Here is a 16637-nt window from a genome sequence, read left to right as displayed (position 1 = left end):
GCGTACTTTTCTGTTCGTAGCGGGCTAGCGGCGATCAAGCGACGTTGACACCGAAGTCCATGGCGATGCCGGCGAGCCCGGAGGCGTACCCCTGGCCGACCGCGCGGAACTTCCATTCTCCGTTGTGCCGGTACAGCTCCCCGAACACCATCGCCGTCTCGGTCGAGGCGTCCTCGGTGAGGTCGAACCGGGCCAGCTCGTTGCCGTCGGTCCGGTCGACGATGCGGATGAACGCGTTGCGGACCTGGCCGAAGTTCTGCCCGCGGTTGTCGGCGTCGTAGATCGACACCGGGAACACGATGCGCGCGCACTCGGCCGGGACCGTCGCGAGGTCGACGTTGATGGACTCGTCGTCGCCCTCGCCCTCACCGGTCAGGTTGTCGCCGGTGTGCTCCACCGAACCGTCCGGGCTCCTGAGGTTGTTGAAGAACACGAAGTGCTGGTCGGAGAGCACCTTACCGCCGGTGCCCAGGAGCAGGGCGGAGGCGTCGAGGTCGAAGTCCGCGCCCGTGGTGGCCCGCACGTCCCAGCCCAGGCCGACCGAGACCTGGCGGAGGTTGGGCGCGGCCTTGGTGAGCGAGACGTTGCCGCCCTTGGCGAGCGATACTCCCATGACTGCCTCCCCGCCTCAGAGGTTGACGCCGAAGTCGGTCGCGATGCCCGCCAGGCCGGAGGCGTAGCCCTGGCCCACCGCGCGGAACTTCCAGTCCGCGCCGTTGCGGTACAGCTCGCCGAACACCATCGCCGTCTCGGTCGAGGCGTCCTCGGTCAGGTCGTAGCGGGCCAGCTCGGAGTTGTCGCCCTGGTTCACCACGCGGATGAACGCGTTGCGGACCTGGCCGAAGTTCTGGCCGCGGTTGTCGGCGTCGTAGATCGAGACCGCGAAGGCGACCCGCTCGGCGGTGGCCGGCAGCGCACCGAAGTTGACCTTGATCTGCTCGTCGTCGCCGTCGCCGGCCCCGGTGGTGTTGTCACCGGTGTGCTCCACTCCCCCGTCGGGGGTGCGCAGGTTGTTGAAGAACACGAAGTGCTGGTCGGTGATGATCTTGCCGGAACCGTCCAGCACCAGCGCGGAGGCGTCGAGGTCGAAGTCGGCGCCGGTGGTGGTGCGCAGGTCCCAGCCGAGACCCACGGTCACCGCGGTCAGCCCCGGCGCCTGCTTGGTGAGGGAGACGTTGCCGCCCTTGCTGAGACTGACACCCACAGTGCCTCCAAGATCGCTACCATGCCGTCCGGGCACGCGCGCCCCGCAGACGGCGCGAGCGTCCCCTATACCCGACGTTGGAGCGATGCTATCCGTTCCAGGAATCTCTCCGCCGATCCCAGGTGAAGGCATCCTGTCTCCTGCGCGAGACTGGACCGGGAGCGAAGGGAGGCGCCGGTGCGGGGTTCGGGCGATCAGCGTCGTCGTGGCCGGGGGGAGCAGGCCGCGACCCTGGCGATCGAGGCGAGGGAGTCGGCGGCGACCGCCTTCTACGACATGGACCAGGCCCAGAAGTACCTCCAGGGCCGGGTCACCGTCTTCGCCGATCTGGACGCCGCCGCCGCGGCGCCGGCCCAGCGCGAGTTCGCCGCGCTCAGCGAGAGGGCGGACGCCGCCGCGATCGCCTACATCTCCGTCCTGGACGCCAACGACCTGGACGACGACCGTGACCGGGGCCCTGCCGAGTTCGACACCGCCCGGCGGGCGTTCACCGCGGTCACCGGCAAGCTGCGCGAGGTCGACGCGGATCTGGGCCGGTTCGCCGAGCGGCTCGCGCCGCGGATGAGCCGGCTGGAGGCCGCCCTGGACCAGCTGCCGCCGCGGCTGTCGGCGGCCCGGGAGGCGGTGGCCGCCGCCGACGCCGCGATCGCCGCGGCCCGCGCGGCGGGCATGGACGCCTCCGAACCCGAGGCCGAGCTGGCCCGCGCCAGGGAGGCGCTGTCGGTGCTCGGCTCGCAGGGCCTGGGCGGCCTGGGCCTGGCCGGGGCGATGGACCAGGCCGAGGAGGTCCGCCGGCTCGCGGTGGTGGCCCGCGAGACGGCCGAGGAGCTGCCCCGGCTCGGCGAGAGGATCCGCAACTCGCTGGCGTCGGTCCGTACCCGCGCGGAGATGGTCGCGGGCCGGGCGGAGCCGGTCCGGCGGGCGATGACGCTGCTGCTGCGCAACTACTCGCAGTCCTGCTGGCAGGATCTCAAGGGCGCGCCCGAGGCGGTGGAGGCCGGCGTGGAACGGGCCCGCGAACGGCTGGCCGAGGCGTCCGCGCACGCCGCGCGCAACGAGTGGAAGCCCGCCCAGCGGGCCCTGACCGCCGCCCGGACCGAGCTGAACGCCGCCGACCGGAGGGCCGGGCAGGTCACCGGGCGGGTGGCCGAGCTGGACGCGGTGGCGGCCGACCCGGGCAAGCCCGCCGAAAGCGCGCGGTTCGCGGTGCGGGACGCCCAGCGGCTGGCCGTGGCCCAGCCCGGCGGCGCGGCCCCGCACCACGCCCGCGCGCTGGACGGCCTCGTCGAGCGCCTGGAACGGGCGCCGGGCCGGCTGTCGGGCACCCACCCCGACTACTGGTCGTACCTCCAGGAGCTGGAGGCGATCAAGACGGCCGCGGGCGACGTGGTGACCCGGATCCGCGCCGAACGCGCCGGGCAGGCATAGGCGCGGGCACACGTACGGGCATAGGCGCAGGCGCGGGCATAGGCGCGGGCGCGGGCGAAGGGCAGGCTCGGGCGTGGGTCCGCGTCCGGGCCGCCCCTTGCTTCAGCGGGGGCGGTCGTGGATGCCGATGGTGAGGTTGCGTGCCGCCATCGGCGGGCCGCCGGGCTGCGGGTCGCCGTAGGGAGGCATCTGCCCGTGCTGCGGCTGGGGGTGCGCCTGGGGCGCGGGGGCGGGGTGCCCCTGCGCGGCCCCCTGGACGGGGTCGGCCCACACCGCGGTGCCGTACGCGCAGACCTCGTGCCCGCCTCCGGACAGGGCGGCGGTGTCGAACGTCATGCCCACCACCGCGTTGGCGCCCTTGCGCCGCGCCTCCTCGGCCAGCCGCTCCACGGCCTCGCGCCGGGCGGCGGCCAGTCCCAGGGAGGGCTGCTCGCCGGTGACCCGGAAGGTCGCGCTGCTGGACGAGTGCGCGGTGGGGGCGGGCCGCGCCTGATCGGTCTGGACGGCCACTCCCAGCGCCTCCCCGAACACGCTCCGGATCTCGTGCCCCGGCAGGCCATCAGTCGTCACGATCAGCATGGCCCCACGGTAATCCATCCGCGCCCGGGCCACATCCACCCGCGCGATGCCGAGCCCCGGTGTTCCCCCGTGACCGGGGGAACGCCGGGGCCGCGGGCACGGTCAGTCCAGGTACTCCCGGAGCATCTGGGCGCGGGAAGGGTGGCGCAGCTTCGCCAGGGTCTTCGACTCGATCTGGCGAATCCGCTCCCGCGTCACTCCGAACTCCCGGCCGACCTCTTCCAGCGTTCGCGGATGGCCGTCGGTCAGGCCGAAGCGCAGCTGGATGATGCGCTGCTCCCGGTCCGACAGCGTGCCCAGGATGTCCTCCAGCTGGTCCTGGAGGAGGATGAACGCCGCCGCCTCGATGGGCACGACCGCGTCGGCGTCCTCGATGAAGTCGCCGAGGTCGGAGTCCTCCTCCCCGATCGGCGACTGCAGTGACACCGGTTCCTGGGCGATCCGCTGGATCTCCACGACCCGGACGGGCGTCAGGCCCATCTCCAGGCCGATCTCCTCGGGGGTCGGTTCACGGCCGAGGTCCTGGTGCATCTGACGCTGCACCCGGACCAGCTTGTTGATGGTCTCCACCATGTGCACCGGGATCCGGATGGTCCGGGCCTGGTCGGCGATCGCCCTGGTGATCGCCTGGCGGATCCACCAGGTGGCGTAGGTCGAGAACTTGAACCCCTTGGTGTAGTCGAATTTCTCGACCGCACGGATGAGTCCGAGATTTCCCTCCTGGATCAGGTCGAGGAACAGCATCCCCCGGCCCACGTAGCGTTTGGCGATCGAGACCACCAGGCGCAGGTTGGCCTCGATCAGGCGTTGCTTCGCCCGTACTCCCTCGCGGGCGAGCAGTTCGAGGTCGAGCCGCTCGACCGGGGACAGGATGGCGGTCTGCGCCATCTTCTCCTCGGCGAACAGGCCCGCCTCGATCGATTTCGCTAGTTCGACTTCATCTTCTGCCGTGAGAAGCGGTACGCGACCGATTTCCCGCAGGTAGATCCGGACCAGATCGCTCGTCGGCGCCCGCTTGCCGAGGTCTCCCTCGTCAGCTCGCGTGACGTCCTCGCTCTCCTGCTGAGATTCGAGGACCTCTACCCCCTGCTCTGCGAGCATCCGGACGACCCGCTCGAGCGAGTCGTCCGGCAAGTCGGAGCGATCGAGTGCCGCGGCGACGTCCTCGACGGTCACACCGCCGCGTTCTCTGCCGCGCGCGACAAGGTCCGCCACCTGGTCAACCGATGGCGCCTCGCTTGGCAGCACCGAAGGGCCCACGGGGACAGTCTGCGTCAAATGAGCCCAAGATCACAGGACCCATTTTGCGCCGATCCGGGTTACTGCGCCCCAAGCCCTCGCTCGCGCAACACCCGTCTCTGCTGCTCAAGCGCGACAAGATCGCCGAACATCCGGGCGTACTGCTCGGCCTGATCGGCCGCATTCAGCCGCTGGAGTTTAGATTTCAACTCCGTGATCGACCGCGTGAGCTGGCGCTCCTGGATTCGGGCGAGCAGCTCCCCCGCATATCGGTCATCCGTTTCCTGCGCGGAGTGCATCGGATCAACTCCGAGCCGCGTGATCAGTGCCCTGACCTGGTCGTCCGGAGCCCGTTCCAGCAGCGCGGCCACCCATTCCCCGGGGCTTCCCGCGGCCGGCAGGCCCCCGGCCTCGGCGATGACCGACCGGAGCGCGGCGTGCGGCGGGGCGATGAACGCCCCGGCCGGGACCTCGTCGAACGCGGGCCCGAGCAGCGCCGGACGCTGCACGGCGATCTTCAGCAGCTCGCGCTCGCGGAGCACCTCGGGATCGGCGGGGTCGAACGCGGGCCGCGCGTCGCCGCCGGCCGGCCGTGCCCGGGCCGCCGCGGCGCCCGCCGCCGCACCCGCCGCCGCGCCGGGCACCCGCCGGGCGGCGAGCTCGCGCACCCGCCGCAGCACGAACTGCTCGTCCAGGATGCCGAGCCAGCGGTCCAGGCTGACCGCGTACATCTGCCGCAGCGCCCGGTCCTTGATCGCCGCCACCACCGGCGCCGCCGCGTCCAGCGCGGCCAGCCGGCCCTCGGCGGTGTCCAGGTCGTGCTGCTCGATCGCGGTCCTGATCGCGAACTCGAACAGCGGCAGCCGGGAGGCCACCAGGTCGCGCACCGCCGCGTCGCCCTGCCGGATCCGCAGGTCGCAGGGGTCCAGCCCGTCCGGCTGCACCGCCACGAACGTCTGGGTGACGAACTTCTGCTCGTCGGCGAAGGCGCGCAGGGCGGCGCGCTGCCCGGCCGAGTCGCCGTCGAAGGTGAAGATGACCTCGCCGCGGAACTCGTCCTGGTCCATCAGCAGCCGGCGCAGGATCTTGATGTGGTCGTCGCCGAACGAGGTCCCGCAGGTGGCGATCGCCGTCGGCACCCCGGACAGGTGACAGGCCATCACGTCGGTGTACCCCTCGACGACCACCGCCTGCCGGCGCTGCGCGATCTCCCGCCTGGCCAGGTCGGCGCCGTACAGGACCGAGCCCTTGTGGAAGAGGGGCGTCTCGGGGGTGTTCAGGTACTTGGGGCCGTCGTCATCGTCGTAGAGCCGGCGCGCCCCGAAGCCGATCGTGTTGCCGCTCAGGTCGCGGATCGGCCACATCAGCCGGCCCCGGAACCGGTCCATCGGGCCGCGCCGGCCCTCCTTGGCCAGCCCGCCGGCGACCAGCTCGCGGTCGGCGAAGCCCCGGCCGCGCAGGTGCCGGACCAGCGCCTCCCACTCGCGCGGGGCGAACCCCACGCCGAACCGCTCGGCGTCGGCCGCCTCGAATCCGCGCTCGGACAGGAACCGCCGGGCGATGACGGCCTCGGGGGAGTTCAGCCGCCCGGCGTAGAACTCGGCCGCCGCCTGGTGCGCCTCCAGCAGCCGGGCCCGCTGCCCCGAGTCCTGCCGGGGGCCGTGGCCGCCCTCCTCGTACCGCAGCTGGACGCCGGCCTTCGCCGCGAGCCGTTCCACCGCCTCGGAGAACGACAGGTGGTCGATCTCCTGGACGAACTTGATGACGTCGCCGCCGGCCGCGCAGCCGAAGCAGTAGAAGAGCCCCCGGGCCGGGGTGACGTTGAACGAGGGCGACTTCTCGTCATGGAAGGGGCACAGGCCCTTGAGGTTGCCGCCGCCGGCGTTGCGGAGCTGGAGGTACTCCCCGATCACGTCGTCGATGGGTGACCGCTCCCGCACGAGCGCGATGTCCTCATTACGAATCCGGCCTGCCACGGCCGCGAGTCTAATGGCGCGACCCGACATCCCGGGCCCGCGCCTCCCAACCCGCCCCGTCCGGTTCCCGGGGTCGTGACCACATGGTGACCTGCACCCGCGGTGAAATCCACCCATCCGGAAAGGTCCTGGCTACGAACGTCTCTCGAAGACGGCCGGACGACATGGGACGAGGAGTGGTCGTGGGCGAAGAGGTGCTGCTCTCGGTGAACGGGGTCGAGCTGTGCGCGGAGACGTTCGGAGAACGCGGGGACGCCCCCGTCCTGCTGGTGGGCAACTCGATGCTGACCTGGCCGGAGGAACTGTGCGGGCTGCTGGCCGGCGGGGGGCGCTTCGTGCTGCGGTACGACCTGCGCGACACCGGGCGCTCCACCACGGCCGACCCGGCCGCGCCGGGCTACACCCTGCGCGATCTGGTCGCCGACGCGGCCGGGATGCTGGAGGCGTTCGGCCTGCCGCGCGCGCACGTCGCGGGCTTCGGCGTGGGCGGCTGGATCGCGCAGCTGCTGGCGCTCGACCACCCCCGGCGGGTCGCCTCGCTCACGCTCGCCGCCACCCGCCCGGTCGCCCCGGGGCCCAACGACCCGGACCTGCCCGAGCACTCCGCGGAGCTGATGGCGGCCATGATGGCGGCGCCGGAGCCCGACTGGACCGACCGCGCGTCGGTGATCGAGGCCATGGTCGCCCACAGGCGGCACCTGGCCGGGACGGCGGGATACGACGAGGCCGCGGCCCGGCGCCACGTCGAGCGGATCTTCGACCGGACGGTCGTGCCCGCGGGGGCCGACCCGGCGATGGCGCACCGCTCGAACCAGACCGCCATCGTGTTCGCGGCCCTGGACTGCGGTGACCGGTGGCGGGAGCGGCTGGGTTCCATCACGGCCCCGACGCTGGTGATCCACGGGGAGGACGACCCGTTCTTCCCGATCGGGAACGGCGGCGCGCTGGCGAAGGAGATCCCCGGGGCGGAGCTGATCGGCCTGCCCGGGGCGGGGCAGGAGCTGCCGCCCGGGGTGTGGGAGGTGGTGGCGCTCGCGATCCTCCGGCACACCCGTGCCCGGGCATAGGCGTGCCCGCATCGCTCCCGGAGCCGACGCTCCCGGAGCCGACGGTGCCGCCGTCCCGGCGGACGCACGAGGACGTCCGCCGGGACGGCGCGGTGGCGGCGCGGTGGCGGCGCGGTGGCGGCGCGGTGGCGGCGGTCCGCTTCGCCTCGCCCGGGTCGCCGGGTCGCCGGGCTACCCGCCGACCGGGCGGATGGTCACCGCACCCTGAAGCGGTCGAAGAGCCGGTACATGAAGTCGGTGCCCTGCTTGAGCGCGGCGACGGCGATCCGCTCGTCGTTGCCGTGCATCCCGATCAGCTGGTCGTTGTCGAGGACGTACGGGTAGACGCCGTAGCCGGGGATGCCCTTGGAGGTCCACGGGTAGAGGCTGGTGCCCGCCTCGAACAGGGCGGGGGCGAAGACGGCGCCGGGGTAGGTCTTGGCGGCGGCGTCGCCGATGGCGGTGTAGAGGGGCGAGTCGATGCTGGACGGCGGCCTGGAGAAGGTCTCGTCGAGCCGCTTCAGGGCGTCCTCCTCGCTCTCCCCCGCGTTGCCGACGAGCTTGACGGTGACGTCCCGCCCTTCCAGCCGTTCGCGGATGCCGGCGAGGAAGTCGCGGGGGCGCTGGCCGCCGGGGACGCCCCGGCAGTTGAGGCGCAGGGTGGCGGTGGAGGGGATGACGTTCTCCTTGTATCCCGCGTCCTCGATGACGAAGGCGTGGGTGGTGCGGAGAAGGGCGCGGTGCAGCCACGGGTAGGAGCTGCGCTTGACCACCAGGGCCGCGGCGCGTTCGCGGGCGGGCTGGGAGCGGGCGGCGAGCATGAGCTCCAGCGCGCGCTTGAACGGGGCGTCCTCGGTGGCCTCGGCCAGGGCGGAGAAGTACTCGCGGGTGACCGGGGTGAGGGTGACGGGGGCCAGCCAGGTGTCGATGGCGGTGACGGCCCGGGAGAGCCTGGCGATGGCCGAGTCGGGGTTGGGCTTGGAGGAGTGGGTGGCGGTGCCGTCGGCCACGATGTCGAGGTTGAAGTAGACCTTGTCCTGGCGGGTGACCGTGATGAGCATGGGGGTCGTCCGGTCCTTCTGGGCCAGGAACCAGCCGCCCTCGGTGAGGACCATGCCGGCGTCGATCTTGTCCCAGTGGTGCTCGGCCAGCCAGCGGGAGCCGTGCGGGCCCGCCTCCTCGTCGCAGTCGGTGAGGACGATGATGTCGCGGTCGAACCGCCCGCCCTCGTTCAGGTGGCGCAGCAGGCCCGCGACGAACGCGGCGTTGGCGCCCTTCATGTCCAGCGCGCCGCGGCCGTAGATCTCACCGTCCCTGACGACGCCGCCGAACGGGTCCACGGACCACTTGGCGCGTTCCACGGGGACGACGTCGGAGTGCCCGAGCAGGAGCAGCGGCGCGGCGGAGGTGGTGCCCTCGATCCGGGCGATGAGGTGGACGTTGTCCTTCTTGGGGGTCGGGATGATCTCGCTGGAGACGCCCGCCGAGTCCCAGACCGCCTTGAGCATCTCGGCGTGCGGGCGGGTGACGCCGCCCTCGCCGTGGTTCTGGGTGTCGAAGGCGAGCATCTTCTTCAGCAGGGCGAGCGGATCGAGGTCGGCCGGGGCGATCCCGGCGGGCGCGAGCCGGCGCGCGGGCGGCGCGGCGGCGGCCGTGCCGCCGGCCAGGACGCCGCCGGCGAGCAGGGCGGCCCCCGCTCCGGTGGAACGGTGGAGGAACGTGCGGCGGCTGACGGGTCGTGGAGAGTCGGTCACTGGGAGCACCTGCTTTCTGACAGGACGGTGACGGTGCCTGGTGAAGGGACTCGGGGAGAACCGACGGAGCCGGAGCACCCGGCGAGCGCCCGGCGGGCCTGGGGCCGGCCGGGCGCTCGCGGCACGGGGTCAGCGCTGCCGGAACGCCGCCACCACCTCGACCTCGACCAGCCAGCCGTTGACCGGCAGGTTCTCGATCTCGATGGTGACCCGGGCGGGACGCGCGGGGTTCACCATCATCGGCGGGGCGGGGGCGGCGGTGCCCAGCGGGACGTCGACGGGCTTGCCGGTGGACAGATCGGTGTTGGCGTAGAACTGGCGGTACGCGCGGTTCCAGCCGGCGAAGTCGGCGGTGTCCGCGCCTGGCGGGTTGCTGAGATAGGCCCGCATGGAGATCACGTCCCTGGCGGTCAGGCCCTGCGCCTTGAGGTTCTCGTTGATCGCCTTCAACGCGTTGATCGCCTGGGCCTCGGTCAGCGTTACTCCCGGGGGCAGCGTGCCGCCCGGGAAGTCGACGTAGCGCTCGGGGGATCCGGCGGGCGCCGACGGGTTGGCCGCGACCGGCCCGAGGCCGCTGGCGGTGTAGGTGGCGACGGCGGAGCCGACCGCGACGCCGTTGGCGATGGAGGGGTTGTTCTGGCCCGCCGGCAGTGCCGGGCGGACCTCGGTGGGACGCGGCGGCCGGGGCGCGCGGTCGGGCGCGGCCGAGGCGACGCCGCCGGCGCCGACCAGGGCGGTGGCGGCCACGCCGGCAATGATGATCTTTCGCATGGTCATCCCTTCAGGACCCGCTGGTGGAGTTCGGTCACGACCTTGCGGGCCGACTCGAACGACCCGTGCTGCCAGGCGATCTCGTAGCTGAGCCAGTCACCGGAGAAGTAGACGTTGCCCTGCGGCTGGTTCAGCAGCCGGTACTCGGCGCCCCGGGACGGCCAGGAGATCCAGCCGCCCTGGATGTGCTGCTGCCGGCTCCAGGCGATGGAGGCGGAGGAGGCGATCCCCTGCCGGTAGCGGTCGCCGTGGATCTTCGCGCCCGCGTCGAGCGCGCGGCGGAGCCGTTCGGCGTGGGTGAGGCGGGCGTAGGCGTCGGAGTTGGCGCCGAAGTTGTAGTAGCCGACCACCAGGCCGCGCTGGGCGTGGTAGTCGTGCGAGGGGTACCAGATGGTGGAGATGTCGAGGTCGGTGTTGGTGATGCCGCCGTAGATGCGCTCCTCGTCCTCCCACCAGCGGCTCTTGTACTCCAGGCCGATCTTGCCGGTGGAGGCCGGGACCGGGGTGCCCAGCGCCGACTGCACGCTCGCGCCGAGGTTGTGCGGGATCTTGGCGAGGAGGTGCGGCGGGAGCGTGGCGATGCAGTAGTCGGCCGCCAGGGTGCGGGTGCGGCCCTCCCGCTCGTACTCGATCTCCACCCCGCCGGCCAGGTTGGTGATCTTGGTGACCTGGGCTCCGGTGCGGATCCTGCCCGCCCCCACCGCCTTGGCCAGCGCGCGCGGGATGGCGTCCATGCCGCCGACCGGCTGGAACATCAGCATGGCCTGGCTGTAGCCGAACTCGAAGGAGAAGGACCGTCCCACGCCGCTGGCCAGGACGTCCGACAGCGAGGGCACCGGCCCCAGGACCGTTCCCGCGTTCTCGGCGGCGCCCGGGTCCACCGTGTAGCCGCGCCGGCCGTCGGTGCCCGTGTAGGCGAAGCCGCTCGCCCTGCCGCCGATGGCCCCGAAACCGGACAGGAAGGAGAGGAGCCGTTCCTTGTCGGTGCCGGTGAGCCGCTGGTCCAGGGCGCCCTGGTCGGTCGCCTTGGCCAGCAGCTCGGAGATGTAGCCGTACACGTCGGCCTTGGCGGTCCGCCACCGCACCGGCGCCGTCATGCCGGCCGACTGGTTGTAGATGTAGGCGTCGGCGTTGGAGTTGGTGAAGACCTCCAGGGGCACGCCCAGCTCGCGGCAGTAGTCCATGGTGGTCATCCACTGGGCGATGCGCGCCGGGCCGGCGTTCATGTACACGCCCTTGCCGAAGCCGATGCGCTGCGTGTCGCCGCCCATCTCGGCCAGCCGGTCACCGCCGCGCAGGGTGCGGTTCCGCCCGCCCACCCGGTCCTGCGCCTCCAGGATCGTCACGTCGTACCCGGCCTTGCCCAGCTCGTAGGCGGCGGCCAGGCCGGCGACGCCCGCGCCCAGGACGGCGATCCTCGCGGCGCCGCGGCCGCGCAGCGTGAAGTCGGACCGCCGCGGCGGCTGGAAGGGGACGCGGGTCGCGGCCTCGGCGCTGGGCGCCAGCCCGAGCGCGCCCATGGTCGCGAACATGGCGCCCGCACCGCCCGTCGCGCCCACTCTCGTGAGGAAGCCGCGGCGGCTGACGCCGCCGCCCTTCGGCTCTTCCGTCATCACCAAGGGGAACACCTCCAAGATCTCGACGGCCGAGTCTTGGAGCGTTCCGTTTCGGTGGACGTCCCGGCGGGAAACAGCTCCGTTTCGGACATGATCGTGGGGTTAAGTCATGATTTCGATCTCCTCACCGTGAATGTCCGGTTGATGGCTTCTGGATAGCCTGCTCGTTCCGGGTCGGCCCCGTCACCACCGGTGACGGGCCCCGCACACCCCTGTTGCGTCGCGGTGAGATCGCGATGACGGTGCCGTTTCCGGTCAGGGGGATTGTGAAAAGGGCGTTAAATGCGCAACGCGACCGTTCCTTCGCAGGTCAGAAGGGGGATAGCGTCCGGAGAGTGCTGATCACTCCACACGAGCAGGAGCGCCTGCTGATCCATGTGGCCGCCCAGGTGGCCCGGGATCGCCGGGCGCGGGGGCTGCGGCTCAACCACCCCGAGGCGACGGCGATCATCGCGGTGCACATCCTGGAGGGCGCCCGCGACGGGCGCACCGTGGCCGAACTCATGGAGTCCGGCCGCACCGTCCTCACCCGTGACGACGTCATGGAGGGCATCCCCGAGATGCTGGACTCGGTCCAGATCGAGGCGACGTTCCCCGACGGCACCAAGCTCGTCACCGTCCACCGGCCCGTCCCGTGAGCGCGGGTCCCGGCACCGCGCGGCCCGCGGGCGCGCCGCCGCCGGACGGCCCGCTGATCCCCGGCCAGGTCGTCCCCGGCGAGGATCCGGTCGAGCTGAACCCGGGCCGCCCGCGCGTGACGGTCACCGTGGTCAACACCGGCGACCGGCCGGTGCAGATCGGCTCGCACTACCACTTCGCGGTCGCCAACCCCGCGCTCGACTTCGACCGGGACGCCGCCTGGGGCCACCGGCTCGACGTGCCCGCCGGGACGGCGGTGCGGTTCGAGCCGGGCATGACCCGCGACGTCGACCTGGTCCCCCTCGCCGGCGCCCGCGTCGTACCGGGCCTGCGCATGGAGAAGAACGGAGCGCTGGATGACTGAGCCCGTGAGCGGGAGCCGCGCGCGGCTCTCCCGCGCGCGCTACGCCGAGCTGTACGGGCCGACCGCCGGCGACCGCGTCCGGCTCGCCGACACCGGGCTGTTCGTGGAGGTGACCGAGGATCGCAGCAGGGGCCCGGCGGGCGCCGGGGACGAGGCGGTGTTCGGCGGCGGCAAGGTGATCCGCGAGTCCATGGGGCAGGCCCGCGCCACCCGCGCCGAGGGCGCGCTCGACCTGGTGATCACCGGGGCGGTGGTCATCGACCACTGGGGCGTCGTCAAGGCCGACGTGGGCGTGCGCGACGGCCGGATCGTCGCGCTCGGCAAGGCCGGCAACCCCGACACGATGGACGGCGTCCACCCCGGCCTGGTCATCGGCCCGTCCACCGAGGTGCTGGCGGGGAACGGCCGGATCCTCACCGCGGGCGCGGTGGACTCCCACGTCCACTTCATCTGCCCGCAGCTCCTCGACGAGGCCCTCGGCGCCGGGGTGACGACGCTGATCGGCGGGGGCACCGGGCCGGCCGAGGGCACCAAGGCCACCACCGTCACCGGCGCCTGGTACCTGCACCGCATGCTGGAGGCCCTCGACGGCCACCCGGTGAACGTGGCGCTGCTCGGCAAGGGCAACACCGTCTCCGAGGACGCCCTCTGGGAGCAGCTGCGGGCGGGCGCCTCCGGGTTCAAGCTGCACGAGGACTGGGGCTCCACCCCCGCCGCGATCGACGCCTGCCTGCGCGTGGCCGACGCCTCGGGCGTCCAGGTGGCCCTGCACAGCGACACCCTGAACGAGGCCGGGTACGTCGAGTCGACGCTGGAGGCGATCGGCGGCCGGTCGATCCACGCGTACCACACCGAGGGCGCCGGCGGCGGGCACGCGCCCGACATCATCACCGTCGCCTCGCACCCCAACGTGCTGCCCTCCTCCACCAACCCGACCCGCCCGCACACCGTCAACACGCTGGACGAGCACCTCGACATGCTCATGGTGTGCCACCACCTCAACCCGTCGGTCCCCGAGGACCTGGCGTTCGCCGAGTCGCGGATCCGGCCGACCACGATGGCGGCCGAGGACGTCCTGCACGACCTGGGCGCGATCTCGATGATCGGCTCGGACTCGCAGGCGATGGGCCGGATCGGCGAGACGGTGATCCGTACCTGGCAGACCGCGCACGCGATGAGGCTGCGCCGCGGCCCCCTGGAGGGCCCGGCCGACAACCTGCGGGCCCGCCGGTACGTGGCCAAGTACACGATCAACCCCGCGATCGCGCACGGCCTGGACGCCGAGATCGGCTCGGTCGAACCGGGCAAGCTGGCCGACCTGGTGCTGTGGGACCCGGCGTTCTTCGGCGTCCGGCCGCAGATCGTGGTGAAGGGCGGGGTGATCGCCTGGGCGGCGATGGGCGACGCCAACGCCTCGATCCCGACCCCGCAGCCGGTCCTGCCGCGCCCGATGTTCGGCGCCGCCCCGGCCGTGGCGGCCGGCGCCTCGCTGCACTTCGTCTCCCAGGCGGCGCTGGACGACGGGCTGGCGGGGAGGCTGGCGGTACGGCGGGCGCTGGTGCCGGTCAAGGACACCCGGCGGCTGGGCAAGGCCGACATGCCGCTGAACGACGCGCTGCCGGAGATCAAGGTCGATCCCGACTCGTTCACCGTCACCGTCGACGGCGAGGAGATCGAGCCCGCCCCGCTCGCGGAGCTGCCCATGGCCCAGCGCTACTTCCTGTTCTGAACGTCGGGCCGGCGGTGCCGGAAACAGTCCTGGAGGGTGCCGAATGATCACGGCGGATCCGGCGCGGCGGTGCCCGTGAGCCTGCCCGCCCGCCTGCTGCTCCTGGCCGACTCGCGGCTCCCGGCCGGCGGGCACGTCCACTCGGGCGGCCTGGAGCCGGCGGTGCTGGCGGGTGCGGTCGCCGACGTCGCCGGGCTCGCCGGGTTCCTGCGCGGCCGGCTCGCCACCTCCGGTCTGGCCGGCGCGGCCCTGGCCGCCGCCGCGTGCGCGCACGCCTCCGCGGAGGCGCCCTGGGCGTGGGCCCGGCTGGACCTGGAGGCGGACGCCCGTACCCCCTCCCCCGCGCAGCGGAGGGCGTCACGCGCCCAGGGCAGGTCGCTCCTGAGGGCCGCCCGGAGGACATGGCCGCACCCGGCCCTGGACGCCCTCGCCGCCCTCCGGGAGCCGCACCACCCGCTCGTGCAGGGGGCCGCCGCGGCGGCGGCGGGCGGCGCTCCCCGCGACGCGGCGGCCATCAGCGCGTACGGGGCGGTGACGGGGCCGGCGTCGGCCGGCGTGCGGCTGCTCGGCCTCGATCCCCTCGCCGTGCACCGCGTGCTCGCCGACCTCTCCGCCGAGATCGACGCGGTGGCGGCGGAGGCGTCCCGGGAGACCGGCGACTGGGCGGCGCTGCCCGCCACGTCCGCCCCCGCCCTCGACCTGTACGCCGAGCTGCACCAGGGCGCGGAGCCGCGCCTCTTCGAGTCCTGACCCGACGTCCTACCGACATGCCTGAACGAAATGCCTGACGACATGCCTGACGACATCGCCGGCGAGCTCGCCGGTGACATCCCGACTGGAGGTGCACCGTGGGTGCCCATCACGAGCACGACCCGCACGAGGCCGCCCCGGCGCACGGCCGCGCCCTGCGGCTGGGCATCGGCGGCCCGGTCGGGAGCGGCAAGACCGCGCTGACCGCCGCGCTGTGCCGCGTGCTGCGCGACGAGCTGGAACTCGCCGTGGTGACCAACGACATCTACACCACCGAGGACGCCGACTTCCTGCGCCGCGAGGCCGTCCTGGCCGACGACCGGATCACCGCCGTGCGGACCGGGGCGTGCCCGCACACCGCCATCCGCGACGACATCTCCGCCAACCTGGACGCGGTGGAGGAGCTGGAGGAACGGCACGGCGGCGCCCTCGACCTGGTCATCGTGGAGAGCGGCGGCGACAACCTGACCGCGCTGTTCAGCAAGGGGCTGGCGGACCGGCAGATCTTCGTGCTGGACGTGGCGGGCGGCGACGACGTCCCGCGCAAGGGCGGGCTGGGCGTCGCCGCGGCCGACCTGCTGGTGGTGAACAAGACCGACCTGGCGGCGATGGTCGGCAGCGACCTGGACCTGATGGCCCGCGACGCCGCCCGCGTCCGCGACGGCAGGCCGGTGGCCTTCACCTCCCTGCGCGAGCACCCGGGGGCGCCGGAGGTCGCGGGCTGGGTCCGCGGCGTCGTCCGCGCGGCGCGCGCGCACGGACGCGCGCACGCGAACGCCTCATGAGCAGGGGCTACACCGCGCGCGCCGCCGTCACCGCCGAACCCGGGCCCGGTCCCGGCGGCCGGGCCCGCCTCACCCGGCTGCGCTCCGACGGCCCGCTGGCGCTGCGCGAGACCGCCGACGCCCTCTACCTGGTGGGCGCCGCGGCGGGACCGCTCGGCGGCGACGACCTGGAGCTGGCGGTGACGGTCCGGCCGGGCGCCCGGCTCGCCGTCCGCTCCGCCGCCACGTCCCTGGCGCTGCCGGGGCGGGGCGGGTCCCGGATGACCGTCCGGGCCGAGGTCGGCGCCGGCGGGCACCTCGACTTCGCCCCCGAGCCGACCGTGGCGGCGGCCGGATGCCACCACCGCGCCGCCGCCTTCATCACCCTCGACGAGGGCGCGACGCTGCGCTGGTACGAGGAGCTGATCCTGGGGCGGCACCGGGAGCGTCCCGGCCGCCACACCAGCCGCTTCGACGTCACCGTCGGCGGGGTGCCCCTGCTCCGCCACGAGCTGCGCCTGGACGACCCCGCCGTCTACGGCGGCCTGGCCGTCCTGGACGGGGCCGGCGCCGTGGGCAGCGTCCTGCTGGCGGGCCCGGACCTCACCCGCGAACCGCTCACCGGCGAGGGACTGGCCGTGCTGCCCCTCGCCGGCCCCGGCGTCCTCATCACCGCCACCGCCCCGGACTCGGCCGCGCTGCGCCGCCGCCTGTCGGCGGGCGAGGCCCGTGCGGCACGGGAACCGGCCACCGCTTCCGGGTGAATCCGGCCACAATG

At 73.3% G+C, this 16637-nt stretch carries 16 protein-coding genes; 8 read left to right on the top strand and 8 right to left on the bottom strand.

Annotated features, from left to right (window positions below; all coding sequences use genetic code 11):
* Positions 1-34: 34 nt before the first annotated feature.
* Positions 35-613 (bottom strand): TerD family protein, encoded by a 579-nt coding sequence (locus IW256_RS10970; protein ID WP_197010858.1) that lies wholly within the window; start codon positions 611-613, stop codon positions 35-37.
* A 15-nt stretch (positions 614-628) separates the two neighbouring features.
* The gene (locus tag IW256_RS10965) at positions 629-1204 is read right to left on the bottom strand and encodes a TerD family protein (RefSeq protein ID WP_197010857.1); all 576 of its coding nucleotides are present in this window, start codon (positions 1202-1204) and stop codon (positions 629-631) included.
* A 177-nt stretch (positions 1205-1381) separates the two neighbouring features.
* Between IW256_RS10965 and IW256_RS10960 the strand changes: the two genes are divergently transcribed.
* Positions 1382-2632, top strand: a complete 1251-nt coding sequence (locus IW256_RS10960) for a molecular chaperone DnaJ (RefSeq protein WP_197010856.1) — start codon at positions 1382-1384, stop codon at positions 2630-2632.
* 102 nt (positions 2633-2734) lie between these two features.
* On the opposite strand, the gene IW256_RS10955 is transcribed toward IW256_RS10960, so the two are convergent.
* The 3 genes from IW256_RS10955 to dnaG all read right to left on the bottom strand — a co-directional run bounded on the left by IW256_RS10955 (position 2735) and on the right by dnaG (position 6426).
* Positions 2735-3211 carry a YbjQ family protein gene (locus IW256_RS10955; RefSeq protein WP_197010855.1) on the bottom strand — a complete coding sequence of 159 codons (477 nt, stop codon included), beginning with the start codon at positions 3209-3211 and terminating at the stop codon, positions 2735-2737.
* A 102-nt stretch (positions 3212-3313) separates the two neighbouring features.
* Entirely contained in the window at positions 3314-4459 is a 1146-nt protein-coding gene (gene rpoD / locus IW256_RS10950; protein ID WP_197016237.1) for an RNA polymerase sigma factor RpoD, read from the bottom strand.
* Positions 4460-4530: 71 nt separating this feature from the next.
* Positions 4531-6426, bottom strand: a complete 1896-nt coding sequence (gene dnaG / locus IW256_RS10945; protein ID WP_197010854.1) for a DNA primase — start codon at positions 6424-6426, stop codon at positions 4531-4533.
* A gap of 182 nt (positions 6427-6608) precedes the next feature.
* Between dnaG and IW256_RS10940 the strand changes: the two genes are divergently transcribed.
* Positions 6609-7493: an alpha/beta fold hydrolase gene (locus IW256_RS10940; protein WP_307828838.1), complete on the top strand. Its 885-nt coding sequence runs from the start codon at positions 6609-6611 to the stop codon at positions 7491-7493.
* Between the two features lie 194 nt (positions 7494-7687).
* Here IW256_RS10940 and IW256_RS10935 read toward each other — a convergent pair whose 3' ends face one another.
* The 3 genes from IW256_RS10935 to IW256_RS10925 form a co-directional block, all read right to left on the bottom strand.
* Positions 7688-9226, bottom strand: a complete 1539-nt coding sequence (locus IW256_RS10935; protein WP_197010852.1) for a M20/M25/M40 family metallo-hydrolase — start codon at positions 9224-9226, stop codon at positions 7688-7690.
* Between the two features lie 129 nt (positions 9227-9355).
* Positions 9356-9997, bottom strand: a complete 642-nt coding sequence (locus tag IW256_RS10930; RefSeq protein WP_197010851.1) for a Rid family hydrolase — start codon at positions 9995-9997, stop codon at positions 9356-9358.
* A 2-nt stretch (positions 9998-9999) separates the two neighbouring features.
* Positions 10000-11610, bottom strand: coding sequence for a flavin monoamine oxidase family protein (locus tag IW256_RS10925; protein ID WP_197010850.1), 1611 nt, complete (start codon positions 11608-11610; stop codon positions 10000-10002).
* A gap of 338 nt (positions 11611-11948) precedes the next feature.
* On the opposite strand from IW256_RS10925, the gene IW256_RS10920 reads away from it, so the two are divergent.
* The 6 genes from IW256_RS10920 (at position 11949) to IW256_RS10895 (ending at position 16623) form a co-directional block, all read left to right on the top strand.
* Positions 11949-12251 (top strand): urease subunit gamma, encoded by a 303-nt coding sequence (locus IW256_RS10920; protein WP_197010849.1) that lies wholly within the window; start codon positions 11949-11951, stop codon positions 12249-12251.
* The gene (locus IW256_RS10915; protein ID WP_307828837.1) at positions 12248-12616 is read left to right on the top strand and encodes an urease subunit beta; all 369 of its coding nucleotides are present in this window, start codon (positions 12248-12250) and stop codon (positions 12614-12616) included. Before IW256_RS10920 ends, IW256_RS10915 begins: the two co-directional genes overlap by 4 nt.
* A complete protein-coding gene (locus IW256_RS10910; protein WP_197010848.1) occupies positions 12609-14345 on the top strand; it encodes an urease subunit alpha in 1737 nt (578 codons plus the stop codon). The genes IW256_RS10915 and IW256_RS10910 overlap by 8 nt, the downstream gene beginning before the upstream one ends.
* A 36-nt stretch (positions 14346-14381) precedes the next feature.
* Positions 14382-15095, top strand: a complete 714-nt coding sequence (locus IW256_RS10905) for an urease accessory protein UreF (protein ID WP_307828836.1) — start codon at positions 14382-14384, stop codon at positions 15093-15095.
* 98 nt (positions 15096-15193) lie between these two features.
* Positions 15194-15880, top strand: a complete 687-nt coding sequence (ureG, locus tag IW256_RS10900; RefSeq protein WP_197010847.1) for an urease accessory protein UreG — start codon at positions 15194-15196, stop codon at positions 15878-15880.
* On the top strand, positions 15877-16623 hold the full coding sequence (locus IW256_RS10895; RefSeq protein ID WP_197010846.1) for an urease accessory protein UreD: 747 nt from the start codon (positions 15877-15879) through the stop codon (positions 16621-16623). Before ureG ends, IW256_RS10895 begins: the two co-directional genes overlap by 4 nt.
* The last annotated feature ends 14 nt before the right edge of the window (positions 16624-16637 follow it).

The organism is Actinomadura viridis (assembly GCF_015751755.1).
GTDB lineage: Bacteria > Actinomycetota > Actinomycetes > Streptosporangiales > Streptosporangiaceae > Spirillospora > Spirillospora viridis.
This window is presented reverse-complemented; position numbering and strand designations above follow the sequence as displayed.

Coding starts and splice junctions, on each gene's coding strand:
- IW256_RS10955 (WP_197010855.1), bottom strand. CDS start 3,211: ATGCTGATCGTGACGACTGATGGCCTGCCGGGGCACGAGATCCGGAGC.
- IW256_RS10895 (WP_197010846.1), top strand. CDS start 15,877: ATGAGCAGGGGCTACACCGCGCGCGCCGCCGTCACCGCCGAACCCGGG.
- IW256_RS10925 (WP_197010850.1), bottom strand. CDS start 11,610: ATGACGGAAGAGCCGAAGGGCGGCGGCGTCAGCCGCCGCGGCTTCCTC.
- IW256_RS10930 (WP_197010851.1), bottom strand. CDS start 9,997: ATGCGAAAGATCATCATTGCCGGCGTGGCCGCCACCGCCCTGGTCGGC.
- IW256_RS10910 (WP_197010848.1), top strand. CDS start 12,609: ATGACTGAGCCCGTGAGCGGGAGCCGCGCGCGGCTCTCCCGCGCGCGC.
- IW256_RS10970 (WP_197010858.1), bottom strand. CDS start 613: ATGGGAGTATCGCTCGCCAAGGGCGGCAACGTCTCGCTCACCAAGGCC.